Source organism: Cupriavidus sp. 01L43 (assembly GCF_056399925.1).
The window spans coordinates 168,736-182,717 of record NZ_JBFTSH010000003.1 but is presented as its reverse complement, the minus strand read 5'-3'; the positions used below and the strand labels follow the sequence as shown (position 1 = coordinate 182,717).

The following is a 13,982-nucleotide window of genomic DNA, read 5'->3' as shown; positions in this document are numbered from 1 at the left end:
GACGCCGTTTGTCGACCCTTATCGCGCCGAGCCCTGCCGTGACCCTGATCGCGTCGAACGAATCGCCGTTGCCACCGTGCCGCACGCCCCGGCGCCCGGGATGGCTGACCTGGCTGGCTTGGTCCTGCGCCGCGTGCGCAACCGTGCCGGCCATCGCGCAGGAAGTGGCCCTGGTAGCCGCGCCCGACGACGGCGTGCGCGTGGAGCGCCGCTACTCGCGCGTGCGCACGATCGTGCCGATGGAAGTCATCGACCAGCAGGCTGCCCGCGAGTACGAACAGATCAAGCAGGAAGCCATCGCCAAGCACACGCTGGCCGGCGACGACAACCCGCAGGTGAAGCGCCTGCGCGAGATCGGCATCCGGCTGCTGCCCGAGACCGTGCTGTGGAACCCACGCGCCGGCCGCTGGGCGTGGGAGATCAACCTGATCGAGTCGAAGCTGGTCAACGCGTTCTGCATGCCCGGCGGCAAGATGGCGGTCTACTCCGGCCTGCTCGACCAGCTCAAGCTCACCGACGACGAAGTGGCCATGGTGATGGGCCACGAGATCGCCCACGCGCTGGAGGAACACGCCCGGCAGCGCGCGGCGCAGTCCGAGATCTCGAATCTTGGCGCCAACGTGGTGTCCCAGCTGACCGGCTTCGGCAATCTCGGCAATTTCGATATCGGCAACAATGCCCGGCTCGTTTCGCTGCGGTTTTCGCGGCTTGAGGAAACCGAGGCGGACCTGATTGGCATGGACATCGCCGCCCGCGCCGGCTACGACCCGCGCGCCGCCGTCACGCTGTGGCGCAAGATGGGCACGGTGCTGGAGATGGGCGACGAGTTCAAGTCCACGCACCCGTCCGGCCGCAGCCGCATCGCCGTGCTTGAGGCGCACATGGCCGAGGTGATGCCGCTCTACGCCCGCGCCATGAACATGCCGATGGAGAAGCTGCCCGCCCACACGCCCAATATGGCTAACCTGGGCGGTGCCCCGGTCGATGCCGGCGACGACGACAGCCAGCGTCCACTAAAAAAGTAAAGACGGCCGTCGACTCAGGTTATCGGCGATTCCTGTAGGATGGAAAAGTGGCGCCAACGCCCCTGCAACAGGCTTTGGCGCGCTGAGATTCTCAACCTTGATCAGGGAGAAAGACCATGAGGACTGGATTGCGCTGCGGCCTGGTAGCGGCCGCGCTGGTGGCTGCGGGCGCGTCGGGCGTGGCCAGCGCCGCCGACACGCTGCTGACGATGCCGATCGACCAGGCACTGGCTAGCCAGGCCGCCAAGGAACGCATCGACCCGAACACGAAGCTGCTGTTCGGCTTCAACCGGCTTGAGGGCGCCACGGATCCCACCTTGTACAAGACGGTGAAGCGCGTGCGCCGGCCGGTGAACAAGGTGCAGGAGGGCCCGGTGCTGACGGATGCCCAGCTGTGCGAAACGGTGTTCGTGCAGGCTGTGCAGGACCTCCAGCAGCGCGCGGCCCAGGGCGGCAGCAATGCGGTGATGGAGATCCGCAGCAACTGGAAGGACGACGAGACCTCCAGCGATACCACCTACGTCTGCGCCAAGGGCGCGGCGTATATCGGCGTGGCGCTGAAGGCGACGCTGGTCAAGACCGGCAGCTAGGCCAGCCGGATCCCAGGAAAGCGAAAAGCCGGCGCGAAGCCGGCTTTTCTTATTGTGCGACGGGTTGGTGACGCGTCAGGCGGTCAGCCCGGTCGCCTCGTCGGCGCCCACATGCACGTTCATGCATTGCACGGCCGCGCCGGCGGCGCCCTTGCCGAGGTTGTCCAGGCGTGCGACCAGATTCAGGCGCTCGCCATTGCCGAACACGAACAGGTCCACGCGATTGGTGTCGTTGCTGGCCTGGACGTCGAAGAAGCCGCCGTCGAGGTTGGCATCGCTATTGAACGGATGCACGCGCACGAACTGCTCGCCCTCGTAATGCTTGCGGTAGATGTCGAGGATGGCCTCGGCATCGGCCTTGCGCGACAGCAGCGCCGGGAACACCGGCACCGTCACGGCCAGACCCTTCAGGAAGTTGCCGACGATCGGGTTGAAGATCGGCGCCTGGGCCAGGCCGGCCTGCACGCGCATCTCGGGCAGGTGCTTGTGCTCGAGGCTCAGCGCGTAGGGGCGCGGGCTATCGAGACGCGGATTCCCGCCCGCCTCGAACTCGGCAATCATCTTCTTGCCGCCGCCGCTGTAGCCGGTCAGCGAGAACGCCGAAATCGGGTAGTCGGCCGGCATCAGGCCCGCTTCCACGAGCGGACGCACGGCCAGCACGAAGGCGCTGGCGTGGCAGCCCGGCACCGCGATGCGCTTGCTGGCGCGCACCTTCTCGCGCTGGCCACGGGTCAGCTCGGGCAGGCCATAGGCCCACGAGTCCGTGGTGCGGAACGCCGTGCTGGCGTCGATCACGCAGGTATTGGGATTGGTCACCAGCGACACGGCCTCACGCGAGGCCACGTCCGGCAGGCACAGGAACGAGACATCCGATGCATTCAGGAAGCGTGCTCGCTCTTGCGGGTCCTTGCGCTTGTCATCGGCAATGCGCAGCAGCTCCACATCGGAGCGACCCGAGAGGTAGTCCAGCAGCCGGAGACCGGTGGTGCCTTCCTGACCATCGACGAACACTTTGAAAACCATGGCTGACTCACTCTGAAAATGCGAAAAGTCGCCTGCCCAACGGGGCAGCGAACCTGCATTGTAGCGAGGTTAGGGGGCGGGCGCAGGGTTTACGCGGGAGAGGCGGTTGCGGTCCGACACATTCCGGGGCTTGCAGGTAATAACCAAGTAGGTTAATTTTGCATGGAGAAATCGTCAGCGCATTACAAGCTCTCTGTGGTGAGGGCGTTGGTGACGGAGGGGAGGTTGCGGTTCACCACCTCAGCTTCCCGGAGCTATCGGGCAATGGGGTTGAGTCGGAGGGAGGTGATTGACATCCTGGCGCGGCTTGAGCGAAGCGACTTGTATAAGAGCATGACAACGCACGCGGATCATCGAGTCTGGCAGGACGTCTACCACCCCGTCACCCCCTATGGGTCGCTCTACCTGAAGCTCAGCGTGATCGAGCAACTGGTGATTGTGTCATTCAAGGTGCTGTAAAGAGCACCACCTCGAAAAAGGAGTCGGGATATGAGATGCCCGGAATGCGGAGGATCCGAACTGGTCAGGGAGCGGCAGGACATGCCCTACGACTATCGCGGCGAAACCATGGTGATCGAAGGCGTGCTGGCGGACTGGTGTCCCGCCTGCGGTGAAGGGGTTCTTAATCTCGATGAAGATGAGCGGATCGGCCAGTTGATGGTTGCCTTCAACAAGCAGGTCAACGCCGCTATCGTCGATCCGGCGTTCATCGTGTCGGTGCGCCGCAAGCTGGAACTCGACCAGCGGGAGGCTGGCGAGATCTTCGGCGGCGGGGTCAATGCGTTCTCGCGCTACGAGACCGGCCGGACCAAGCCGCCGCTGGCGCTGGTAAAGCTGCTCAAGTTGCTGGATCGCCACCCGAACCTGCTGGAAGAAATCCGCGCCAACTGAGCGCGCCGGCCCCGGCATCCCGCCCGGGCGCCCCGCCTACAGCGGAAAATCGTAGTCGATCGACAGCGGGGCGTGGTCGCTGAACTTCTCGTCCTTGTAGATGGCGCAGGCGCGGGCCGTGGCGGCGATCTTGTCGGTGGTCAGGTGGTAGTCGATGCGCCAGCCGACGTTCTTCGCGTAGGCCTGGCCGCGGTTGCTCCACCAGGTGTACTGGTCCGGGCGTTGGTCGAGCTGGCGGAAGACGTCCACATAGCCGTGGTTATCGAACAGTTCACCAATCCAGGCGCGCTCCTCGGGCAGGAAACCGGAGTTCTTGAGATTGCCCTTCCAGTTCTTGATGTCGATTTCCTTGTGGGCGATGTTGACGTCACCGCACAAAACGACCTCGCGCCCGCTGGCCTTCAGTTGCAGCAGGTGGGGGAGGAAGGCTTCCATGAAGCGGAACTTGGCCTGCTGACGTTCTTCCCCGCTGGAGCCGGACGGCACGTAGACCGAGATCACCGCAAGGTGCGGATACTGCACTTCCACGTAGCGGCCCTCGGCGTCGAACTCGGGCACACCGAAGCCGGTGACCACCCGCTCGGGCTTGTGGCGCGTGTACAGGCCCACGCCGCTGTAGCCTTTCTTCTCGGCATAGTGGAAAAAGCCGTGGTAGCCATGTGGCGCCAGGAACGCCTCGGTCATGTCGGCTTCCTGGGCTTTCAGTTCCTGCACGCAGATCATGTCCGCGTCCTGCTTGCCCATCCACTCGAAAAAGCCCTTCTTGGCCGCGGAGCGGATGCCGTTGAGGTTGGCGCTGATAATCCGTAACATCTCGGGAAATTTTGAAATTCAGAGAGAAAAGATGACGCAGCAGACCACGCCGGACGACCTCAGCCAGACCTTTATCCGCTTCGCGCTCGATGCGGGCGTGCTGTCCTTTGGCGAGTTCGTGACCAAGGCGGGCCGCAAGTCGCCTTACTTCTTCAACGCCGGCCTGTTCAACCAGGGCGCGATGCTGGGTCAGGTGGCGCAATTCTATGCGAAAACCCTGCTCAACTCGGGCCTCGAGTTCGACGTGCTGTTCGGGCCGGCCTACAAGGGCATCACGCTGGCCTCGGCCACGGCCGTGGCGCTGGCCGGCATGGGCCGGGACGTGGGGTTTGCCTACAACCGCAAGGAAGCCAAGGACCATGGCGAAGGCGGCACGCTGGTCGGCGCCAAGCTGCAGGGCAAGGTAGTGATCATCGATGACGTGATCTCGGCCGGCACCTCCGTGCGGGAGTCGATGCAGCTGATTCGCGCCGCTGGCGCCGAGCCGGCCGCCGTGCTGATCGCGCTGGACCGCATGGAGAAAAGCGGCACCGCCGACAAGATCGGCACGCATTCGGCCGTGCAGGACGTGCAGCGCGAATACGGCGTGCCCGTGATCTCGATCGCCAGCCTCAAGGACCTGCTGGCCTACCTCGACGCGTCGAACGACCCCGCGCTCGGGAACTCCCGGGCGGCCGTCGCGGCCTATCGTCAGACGTACGGCGTCTGACGCGCCGGAGCGGGCGCCATGGGGCGCCCAGGCTCAACTTCGAGGGAGCATGGCGTGGCGGGCAAGCGGCAACAGCAGGTAAAACAGGCGACCAAGCAGGCAATCGGGCGCGAACTGGGCGAACAGGGCGCGCCGCCGCAAGACTCCGCGTCGACGGCCACGCCGGCCCGGGCGAAGCGCACCAAGGCGCCCAAGCGCGCCGCAGTGAGCGACCACTGCGCCCCTGATGCGCTGCCGGGCGACGGCCCCGCCCACGAAGCCTATGCGATCCGCGCGCTGGTGCTGCAAGGCGGCGGCGCGCTCGGTGCCTACCAGGCCGGTGTCTACCAGGGCCTGGCCGAAGGCGGCATTCATCCGAACTGGATCGCGGGTATCTCGATCGGCGCGCTCAACGCGGCGGTCATCGCCGGCAATCCGCCTGAAACCCGCGTGACGCAGTTGCGCGCGTTCTGGGAATACATCTGCGCCCAGCCGTGGCTGCCCGGCCTGCCGCTGGAGCTGCTGACCGAGACCGCGCCCACGTGGCCGGAGCCGATGCGGATCTGGTTCGACAGCCTCAACGCCGCCCGCGCGATGATCGAAGGCCAGCGCGGCTTCTTCTCGCCACGCGCTATCACCGATCTCTGGGGCCGCGGTGAAGACCCGGGCCGCGCCAGCTATTACGACACTGGGCCGCTGAAGGCCACGCTGGAGCGTTTTGCCGATTTCGACCGCATCAACCATCCGAAGGAGATGCGCGTCTCGGTGGGTGCCGTGAACGTGCGCACGGGTAATTTCGCGTATTTCGACAACACGCGCCAGCGGCTGCGCGCCGAGCACTTCATGGCGTCCGGCGCGCTGCCGCCCGGGTTCCCGGCCGTGGAGATCGATGGCGAGTATTACTGGGACGGCGGCCTGGTCTCGAACACGCCGCTACAGGAGGTGCTGACCGCCCAGCCGCGCCGGGACGCCCTGATCTTCCAGGTGGACCTTTGGAGCGCGCGCGGCAAGCTGCCGCACAATCTGCTCGACGTGGCCGAGCGCCAGAAGGACATCCAGTATTCCAGCCGCACGCGCGCCATCACGGACGTCATGCGCGAGCAGCAGAACTACCGCCGCATGCTGAGCGAGCTGATGGCGCTGGTGCCGGCTTCCAAGCGCAACGACCCCTGGTACAAGCGCGCCGCCGACCATGCCTGCGACGCGCGCCGTAACGTGATCCAGCTGATCTACCGCGACAAGTCGTTCGAGGGCAGCGCCAAGGACTACCAGTTCGGCCTGCTGACGATGCACGAGCACTGGGCGAGCGGGCTCGACGATATCCGCGACACGCTCAAGCACCCCAAATGGCTGGCGATGCCCGGCCCCGAGCGGCCGTTCGTCACCCACGACGTGCATCGCGGCAACGGCAGCGACTGACCGCCGGCCCCTACTCCACCTTTAGCTTCGCCAGCTCCGGCTTGGGCGGCGGGTATTCTGGCTTGAGCTGGCGGAACACGGCCGCCATGATCTCGGCCACCATCAGATTGCGGTGGGTCTTCGAGTCGGCCGGCACGATGTACCACGGGCAACTCGGCGTGGCCGTGGCGGCGATGGCGGCCTCGTAGGCTCCCTGATATTCCTTCCAGTACTTGCGCTCGGCCAGGTCCTGCGTGTCGAACTTCCAGTGCTTCTGCGGATCGGCGATGCGCGCCTCGAGCCGTTCCTTCTGCTCGTCCTTCGATATATGAAGAAAGCACTTCACGATGGTCGTGCCGGTATCGGTCAGCAGGGACTCGAACGCGCGGATCTGCTTGTAGCGGCGCTCGCACTCGGCCTCATCGATCCAGCCATGCACGCGCGTGATCAGCACGTCCTCGTAGTGGCTGCGATTGAACAGCGCGATCTCGCCGGCGCGGGGCACCTGCGCGTGCACGCGCCACAGGTAGTCGCGCGCCAGTTCCTCGGCGGTAGGGGCCTTGAAGCTCACCACGCGGATGCCAAGCGGATCGAAGCTGCGGAAGACCGAGCGCACGGTGCCGTCCTTGCCGCTGGTATCCATGCCCTGCAGGATGACCAGCACCTTGCGGCGGTGCTCGGCGTAGAAGATGTCCTGGAGCGCGTCGAGTTCGCCCGAGAGGGCCTCCAGCCGCGCGAGGTCGGCGGCCTTGTCGCCCTGCGACAGCGGTTTGCTGTGCGGGTCGAAATCGGCCAGATTGAATTTTTTACTACTGGTGATGCGGAAATCGTCCAGCGTCATGGGGTCTCCGGTGGCGTGGCCTGCGGAGCCCCCATAGTCACGCGTTCAGTGCGGCGAGGTCAATAGTGCCTTCGAACACGGTGGTCGCCGGGCCGGTCATCTGCACGGGCTGGCCCGCGCCGTTCCAGGCGATGGTCAGGTCGCCGCCATGGGTGTGGACCTTGACCGGCGAGTCCAGCAGACCGCGCCGGATGCCGGCCACCACGGCCGCGCAGGCGCCCGTGCCGCAGGCCAGCGTCTCGCCGGCGCCGCGCTCGAACACGCGCAGCCGCACGGTGCTGCGGTCCACGATCTGCATGAAGCCGGCGTTCACCCGCTTCGGAAACGTCTGATGGTGTTCGATCACCGGGCCGTCCTGGAGCACCGGGAACTGCTCGGTATCGTCCACGACCTGCACCGCGTGCGGATTGCCCATCGACACCGGCGTGATCCACGCCGTGCGGCCGTTCACTTCGAGGCCATAGAGCGTGTCGTCGCCCTCGCGGCGTGTCGGCAGGCCCTCGGCGAGGAAGGGCACGCGCGCCGGCGTCAGCTCGGGCGCGCCCATGTCCACCGTGACCTGGCCGTCGTCCTGCAGGGTCAGCGTGATCACGCCGTTCATCACCTCCACGCGCACCGAGCGCTTGTCGGTCATGCCCTTGTCCGTGACAAAGCGCACGAAACAGCGCGCGCCGTTGCCGCAATGCTCCACCTCGCCGCCATCGGCATTGAAGATCCGGTAGCGGAAGTCCACGTCCGGGCGCGTCGATTTCTCGACGATCAGGATCTGGTCCGCGCCCACGCCAAAGTGCCGGCTGGCGAGCGCGCGCCACTGGGCCTCGGTCAGGTCGAGCGTCTGGTGGAAGCCGTCCAGCACGACGAAGTCGTTGCCGGCGCCGTGCATCTTGGTGAACTGGAGTTTCATGGCTCGGATTGTAGCTAGTAAATCTCTGGCTCGCCGGGTGGCCGATGCTTGAAGCGCTTGTGCACCCAGTAGTACTCGGTCACGCGCGGGCGGATGGCGTCCTCGAAGAAGGCGTTCATGCGCCGCGTGTCGTCGGTCACGCTGTCGCCGGGGTAGTCGTCCCAGGCGGGCAGGATGTGCAGCACATAGCCCTTGTAGTCGGGCAGCATCTCGGTATAGATCGGCACGACCTTGGCGCCGGTCAGCCGCGCCAGCCGCGACACGGAGGTCAGCGTGAGCGCCTCCACGCCGAAAAACGGCACGAATTCCGAGTCGCGCTCGCCGAAGTCCATGTCGGCGATCAGTTGCAGCGCCTCGCCCTTCTTCAGGCAGCGCAGGATGTTCCGCGCGCTGTCGTTGCGCGAAATCATGTTCGCGCCGAAGCGGCCGCGCGCGTGCTTCAGGAAATCGTCGAACAGCGCGTTCTTCTGCTTTGTATACAGCGAAGCCCCGGAGCGGCCCACGTGGTCGCGCAGGTGGATGGTCAGCCGGATCGCGCCCGCCTCCACGCCCGAGAGGTGCATGGTCACGAGGATATGGGGCTTGCCGTCCAGCGCCACAAGGTTGGCCTGGTCGTCGATCTGCACCCAGCGGCGCATCTGCGCCTCGCTGCCGGTCCAGAAGATGCCGCGCTCGGCAAAGCTGCGGAAGATGTGGCGGAAGGTCTCGCGCGACATCTCGTCGATCTCGGCCTCGGATTTTTCCGGGAAACAGAGCCGCAGGTTGGCGCGCACCACCTCGCGGCGGCCGTTCGGAATCCGGTAAAGCAGGCCGCCCAGCCCTTCGCCGAAGCGCGCGACGAACGGATACGGCAACTTGCCCAGCACGGTCAGCAGGCCGATGCCGAGCCAGGTAAAGATTCGGCTCATTGGATGATGTCTTGGGGGGCCGCCTGCGGCTGGCTGGTCAGGTCGGGGGGCGGCGGGGCGCCGGTGGGCTGCTTGTAGCGGTTGTAGCCCCAGAGGTATTGGGTGGGCACCATCGCAATCGACTCCTCGACCGCGCGGTTGATCTGGGCGGCGGCGGCCTCCACCTCGGCGGCCAGCACGCCGCCACAGCCCACCAGGCGCATATGGCCGACATAGCCGGCGCCCTTGGGCAGGCGCTCGGCGAACATCATCACCACCGGTGCGTTGGTCAGGCGGTGCAGGCGGTGCACCAGCGTCATCGAATAGGCCGGCTTGCCGAAGAACGGCGCCCAGGCGCCGTCTCCGGCACTTGGCACCTGATCGGGCAGGATGCCGACGGCCTCGCCGCGCTTGAGCGCCTTGACCAGCATCCGCACACCGCGCGGCGTGGCAGGCGCCATCGAGATGCCCGGCCGGCTTCGCATCCGTTCGACGAAGTCGCGCAGCCACTGCTGGTGCGGCGGCTTGAACAGCACGGTTACGGGCCGATGCACCGCGTGCGACTGCGGCAGCACTTCGAAGCAGCCCAGGTGCGGGGTCAGGATGATGATGCCGTTGGCCTGCATCTGGAGCCGGTTCAGCGTGGGCCAGAGCGAGTCGTCGAAGTTGTAGAGCGCGGCGTCCAGCGTCTTGCGGCTCCAGAAGTACGGCATTTCCAGGATCAGGCGGCCCGTGGCGCGCGCGGCCTCGGCCAGCATGGCGTCGGTGACGTCCGGGTAGGCGTGGCGGAAGTTCTCGGTCAGGCGCTGGCCATAGCGGCCCGGGAGCCGCGCCGCGAGCAGGCCCAGCGCGCCGCCGATGGCGTGCAGCACGCGCAGGGGCAGGAGGGAGATGAGCCAGAAGATAAAGGTCATGGGGCCAAACGTGGAAATACGGGCAAAAAAGGCTTGTCGACGGGGAATCGCGCGCGAGGCAGGCACGGTATCGTACCGGCTACACGTCCTGCTGCCTCCGTGCGCGCGGTGCACTGTGCGGCGCGCCGCGCCGGAGTACTGCAGCGCACGCGGCAGGCGCGTATAATAGCCTGTATCGCCGAGTTAACTGACAACTTGCGGGGCGATGCCGCTCTCTCCAGAGCGGTCTGAAAATACCGCTAAAGCGTCGCCGCATCGTTTCCCGAGGGTGGCACGCAATAGCCGACTCACAGCCAATCTTGGCTAACCTTGGAGAAACAAGCTCGTGGCAAACGACTTCCTGTTCACTTCGGAATCTGTCTCCGAAGGCCATCCCGATAAAGTTGCTGACCAGATCTCGGACGCCGTCCTGGACGCCATCCTGGCCCAGGACAAGTACGCCCGCGTGGCGGCCGAGACGCTCTGCAACACCGGTCTGGTGGTGCTGGCCGGTGAAATTACCACCACGGCCAACGTGGACTACATCCAGGTCGCCCGCGACACCATCAAGCGCATCGGCTACGACAACACCGACTACGGCATCGACTACAAGGGTTGTGCCGTGCTGGTGGCGTACGACAAGCAGTCGCCGGACATCGCCCAGGGCGTGGACCGCGCCTCGGACGACTACCTGAACCAGGGTGCTGGCGACCAGGGCCTGATGTTCGGCTACGCGTGCGATGAGACGCCCGAACTGATGCCGTTCCCGATCTACTACGCACACCGTCTGGTGGAGCGCCAGTCGCAGCTGCGCCGTGACGGCCGCCTGTCCTGGCTGCGCCCGGACGCCAAGTCGCAGGTCACCGTGCGCTACCTCGACGGCCGCCCGCACAGCGTGGATACCGTCGTGCTGTCCACCCAGCACGCCCCGGACATCACCCAGGCCCAGATCCGCGAAGCCGTGATCGAGGAAATCATCAAGCCGGTGCTGCCGGCCGCGATGCTCAAGGACACCAAGTACCTGGTCAACCCGACCGGCCGCTTCGTGATTGGCGGCCCGCAGGGCGACTGCGGCCTGACCGGCCGCAAGATCATCGTCGACACCTACGGCGGCGCCTCGCCGCACGGTGGCGGCGCGTTCTCGGGCAAGGACCCGTCGAAGGTGGACCGCTCGGCCGCCTACGCCGCCCGCTACGTGGCCAAGAACGTGGTCGCCGCCGGCCTGGCGCGCCAGTGCCAGGTGCAGGTCAGTTACGCCATCGGCGTGGCCCGCCCGATCAACGTGACCGTGTACACGGAAGGCACCGGCAAGATCTCGGACGAGAAGATCGCCGAACTGGTGCAGGAGCATTTCGACCTGCGCCCGAAGGGCATCGTCCAGATGCTGGACCTGCTGCGCCCGATCTACGAGAAGAGCGCCGCCTACGGCCACTTTGGCCGCGAGGAGCCGGAGTTCTCGTGGGAAGCCACCGACAAGGCCGCCGTGCTGCGCGCCGCCGCCGGCCTGTAATCGGCCGTCCGGCAGTCAGGAACCCCGCCGGTCCTTCGGGACCCGCGGGGTTTTTTGTTATCTGGGCGCCACGTGGCACCCGCTGCGGCGCGGAGTAGAATCCCGCTCAACCGGACCTCCACGCCAAGACCATGACGACGCCGCTGAACCTGATCCGCACGCAGCCCTATACCGAATGGGCGCCCGACGTCACCCCCGAGGTGCGCGCCGACCTGCGCCGCCAGCTCGAGCAGGGCGCCGTGCTGTACTTCCCGAACCTGAATTTCCGCTTCCAGCCGGGCGAGGAGCGCTTCCTGGATGCCCGCTGGTCCGATGGCAAGTCGAAGAACATCAACCTCCGCGCCGATGACCGCGGCGTGCGCGGCGCCGCGGGCAGTGAGCAGGATCTGGCCGATCTCTACGCGCTGATCCGCCGCTATGCGGATTCCAGCGAGACGCTGATCCACACGCTGTTCCCCGAATATGTGACGCATATGACGCGCGCAGGCACGTCGCTGCGGCCCAGCGAGATCGCCGGCCGCCCGGTGAGCTGGCGCAAGGACGACACCCGCCTGCACGTGGACTCGTTTCCGTCCAATCCGATGCTGGGCAAGCGCCTGCTGCGCGTGTTCCACAACATCGACCCCGCCGCGCCGCGTGTGTGGCGCGTGGGCGAGCCGTTCGCGGATTTCGCCGCCCGCTTCGTGCCGAAAACGCATGGCATGTGGCCGGGGCAGGCGTGGCTGATGAAGCAGCTTCACATCACCAAGCGCACGCGGTCCGAGTACGACCACCGCATGCTCCAGCTGCACGACCTGGCCAAGGCCGACCTGGACTACCAGAAGACCGTGCCGCAGCAGGAGTTCCAGTTCCCGCCCGGTGCGACCTGGATCGTGTTCAGCGACCAGCTGCTCCACGCCGCCATGCGCGGCCGGGCGATGATGGAGCAGACCATCTACCTCGACCCGGCAGCCATCAGCGACCACACCCACTCGCCCGAGGCGGTGCTGTCGCGCATGCTCGGCAAGCCGATGCTGGCGGCCTGAGCGCCGCCGATCGTCCCCGAGCGGACCCGATTCAGCGCAGCAACAGCTTCAGCATCGACGCGAAACGCTTGCCGTAAGGCGGCCGCAGCAGGCCGGCGCCGTTCAGCCCGGCCTGATGGAACACCGGCTTGAGCTTGGAGAACGTCTCGAAGCCGGCCCGGCCGTGGTACACGCCCATGCCGCTCGGGCCCACGCCGCCGAAGGGCAGGTCGTCCTGGGCGATGTGGAACAGGGTGTCGTTAATGGTGACGCCGCCGGCCACGGTCTGGCGCATCACGTGGTCCACCACGTCGCGGCGACGGTCGAACAGATAGAGCGCCAGCGGCCGGGGCCGCGCATTGACGAAGCCGATGGCCTCGTCCACGGTGCGATAGGTCACCACGGGCAGCACCGGCCCGAAAATCTCCTCCTGCATCGCCATCACATCGCCGGGCACGTCCGTCAGCAGCACGGGCGGCAGGCGGCGCGCGTCGGCGTCCGGCGTGGCATCGGTCAGCGGCACCACGCCGGCGCCAGCCGCGCGCGCAGCGTCGATCATCGACACCAGCCGGCCAAAGTGGCGCGGGCTGATGATGCTGGTGTAGTCGGGGTTGCGGGCGAGGTCCGGATAGAGGCGGTTCACGCAGCGGCGCGCGGCCTCGGCAAAGCGGTCGCGCTGGTCCTCGGGCACCAGCACGTAGTCCGGGGCGATGCAGGTCTGGCCGGCGTTGAGCAGCTTGCCCACCACGATGCGCTCCACGGCGTGGTCGAAATCGGCATGGGGGCCGATGATGGCCGGCGACTTCCCGCCCAGCTCCAGCGTCACCGGCGTCAGGTTGGCGGCGGCGGCGCGCATCACGTGATGGCCGACGTGGGTCGAGCCGGTGAACAGCAGGTGGTCGAACGGCAGGGCGCTGAAGGTGGCGGCTACCTCGGCATCGCCGTTGATGACCGACACCTCATCCGGCGCGAAGGTGGCCTGCACCAGTTGGGCGAACAGGGCCGAGAACCGCGGCGTGTATTCGGACAGCTTGACCATGGCCCGGTTGCCGGCCACCAGCGCGCCGGTGAGCGGCCCCACGGTCAGGTAGAGCGGATAGTTCCACGGCACCACCACGCCCACCACGCCCAGCGGCTGCGGCATCAGGCGCGAGCGCCCCGGCAGGAACCACAGGCCGGTGCGGGCGCGGCGCTCGCGCATCCAGCGCCGGCCGTGCCGCAGTGCGTCATCGATACCCGCCAGGCTCGGGAACACCTCCAGCAGCGCGGTTTCCTGCGGCGGCCGGTTGGTGAAGTCGGCGCTGATGGCGGCGGCGATGGCGTCGTGGTGGGTCTTCACCAGCTGCCGCAGCCGGCGCAGGCGGTCCGCGCGGATATCCCACGGCGGGGTCTGGTCGTGCCGCGACGCCGCGCGCATGGCGTCGAACACCGATGACATGGCGGGAACTTCTCTCATCTGGCGGTCTCCTGGCTGTCCGAGGGGGCTGCATGGGAAGGGCGCAAGGCCCGCGCACC

General features: G+C 66.7%; 15 protein-coding genes. 8 read left to right on the top strand and 7 right to left on the bottom strand.

Annotated elements, in window-relative coordinates:
* Window positions 1-104: 104 nt before the first annotated feature.
* Together AC1DP9_RS07745 and AC1DP9_RS07740 are read left to right on the top strand one after the other, a co-directional pair.
* Window positions 105-1,025, top strand: a complete 921-nt coding sequence (locus AC1DP9_RS07745; protein ID WP_177219863.1) for a M48 family metallopeptidase — start codon at window positions 105-107, stop codon at window positions 1,023-1,025.
* Between the two features lie 116 nt (window positions 1,026-1,141).
* Window positions 1,142-1,615 (top strand): excinuclease ATPase, encoded by a 474-nt coding sequence (locus tag AC1DP9_RS07740; protein ID WP_092291407.1) that lies wholly within the window; start codon window positions 1,142-1,144, stop codon window positions 1,613-1,615.
* Between the two features lie 75 nt (window positions 1,616-1,690).
* Here the strand turns inward: AC1DP9_RS07740 and argC are convergent, their stop codons facing one another.
* A complete protein-coding gene (argC, locus tag AC1DP9_RS07735) occupies window positions 1,691-2,638 on the bottom strand; it encodes an N-acetyl-gamma-glutamyl-phosphate reductase (protein ID WP_477106984.1) in 948 nt (315 codons plus the stop codon).
* A 162-nt stretch (window positions 2,639-2,800) separates the two neighbouring features.
* Between argC and AC1DP9_RS07730 the strand changes: the two genes are divergently transcribed.
* The gene (locus AC1DP9_RS07730) at window positions 2,801-3,097 is read left to right on the top strand and encodes a type II toxin-antitoxin system MqsR family toxin (protein WP_092291411.1); all 297 of its coding nucleotides are present in this window, start codon (window positions 2,801-2,803) and stop codon (window positions 3,095-3,097) included.
* A 30-nt stretch (window positions 3,098-3,127) separates the two neighbouring features.
* Entirely contained in the window at window positions 3,128-3,529 is a 402-nt protein-coding gene (locus AC1DP9_RS07725) for a type II TA system antitoxin MqsA family protein (protein ID WP_477106983.1), read from the top strand.
* A 36-nt stretch (window positions 3,530-3,565) separates the two neighbouring features.
* On the opposite strand, the gene AC1DP9_RS07720 is transcribed toward AC1DP9_RS07725, so the two are convergent.
* A complete protein-coding gene (locus AC1DP9_RS07720; RefSeq protein WP_477106982.1) occupies window positions 3,566-4,342 on the bottom strand; it encodes an exodeoxyribonuclease III in 777 nt (258 codons plus the stop codon).
* A gap of 31 nt (window positions 4,343-4,373) precedes the next feature.
* Here AC1DP9_RS07720 and pyrE point away from each other — a divergent pair, with 31 nt between their 5' ends.
* Together pyrE and AC1DP9_RS07710 are read left to right on the top strand one after the other, a co-directional pair.
* The gene (pyrE, locus tag AC1DP9_RS07715; protein ID WP_441591415.1) at window positions 4,374-5,051 is read left to right on the top strand and encodes an orotate phosphoribosyltransferase; all 678 of its coding nucleotides are present in this window, start codon (window positions 4,374-4,376) and stop codon (window positions 5,049-5,051) included.
* A 54-nt stretch (window positions 5,052-5,105) separates the two neighbouring features.
* On the top strand, window positions 5,106-6,449 hold the full coding sequence (locus AC1DP9_RS07710; protein WP_477106981.1) for a DUF3734 domain-containing protein: 1,344 nt from the start codon (window positions 5,106-5,108) through the stop codon (window positions 6,447-6,449).
* A gap of 10 nt (window positions 6,450-6,459) precedes the next feature.
* Here AC1DP9_RS07710 and AC1DP9_RS07705 read toward each other — a convergent pair whose 3' ends face one another.
* The 4 genes from AC1DP9_RS07705 to AC1DP9_RS07690 are packed head-to-tail and all read right to left on the bottom strand — an operon-like array spanning window position 6,460 to window position 9,974.
* On the bottom strand, window positions 6,460-7,269 hold the full coding sequence (locus AC1DP9_RS07705; RefSeq protein ID WP_477106980.1) for a PPK2 family polyphosphate kinase: 810 nt from the start codon (window positions 7,267-7,269) through the stop codon (window positions 6,460-6,462).
* A 37-nt stretch (window positions 7,270-7,306) separates the two neighbouring features.
* Window positions 7,307-8,173 carry a diaminopimelate epimerase gene (gene dapF / locus AC1DP9_RS07700; protein ID WP_477106979.1) on the bottom strand — a complete coding sequence of 289 codons (867 nt, stop codon included), beginning with the start codon at window positions 8,171-8,173 and terminating at the stop codon, window positions 7,307-7,309.
* Window positions 8,174-8,187: 14 nt separating this feature from the next.
* Complete coding sequence (locus tag AC1DP9_RS07695) at window positions 8,188-9,081, bottom strand: lipid A biosynthesis lauroyl acyltransferase (protein WP_092291425.1); 894 nt, start codon at window positions 9,079-9,081, stop codon at window positions 8,188-8,190.
* The gene (locus tag AC1DP9_RS07690; protein ID WP_092291427.1) at window positions 9,078-9,974 is read right to left on the bottom strand and encodes a lysophospholipid acyltransferase family protein; all 897 of its coding nucleotides are present in this window, start codon (window positions 9,972-9,974) and stop codon (window positions 9,078-9,080) included. The genes AC1DP9_RS07695 and AC1DP9_RS07690 overlap by 4 nt, the downstream gene beginning before the upstream one ends.
* A gap of 325 nt (window positions 9,975-10,299) precedes the next feature.
* Between AC1DP9_RS07690 and metK the strand changes: the two genes are divergently transcribed.
* Complete coding sequence (metK, locus tag AC1DP9_RS07685) at window positions 10,300-11,463, top strand: methionine adenosyltransferase (RefSeq protein ID WP_092291429.1); 1,164 nt, start codon at window positions 10,300-10,302, stop codon at window positions 11,461-11,463.
* Between the two features lie 131 nt (window positions 11,464-11,594).
* Window positions 11,595-12,488 carry a Kdo hydroxylase family protein gene (locus tag AC1DP9_RS07680; RefSeq protein ID WP_477106978.1) on the top strand — a complete coding sequence of 298 codons (894 nt, stop codon included), beginning with the start codon at window positions 11,595-11,597 and terminating at the stop codon, window positions 12,486-12,488.
* Between the two features lie 31 nt (window positions 12,489-12,519).
* Here AC1DP9_RS07680 and AC1DP9_RS07675 read toward each other — a convergent pair whose 3' ends face one another.
* Window positions 12,520-13,923, bottom strand: coding sequence for a coniferyl aldehyde dehydrogenase (locus tag AC1DP9_RS07675; RefSeq protein WP_477106977.1), 1,404 nt, complete (start codon window positions 13,921-13,923; stop codon window positions 12,520-12,522).
* Window positions 13,924-13,982: the final 59 nt, after the last annotated feature.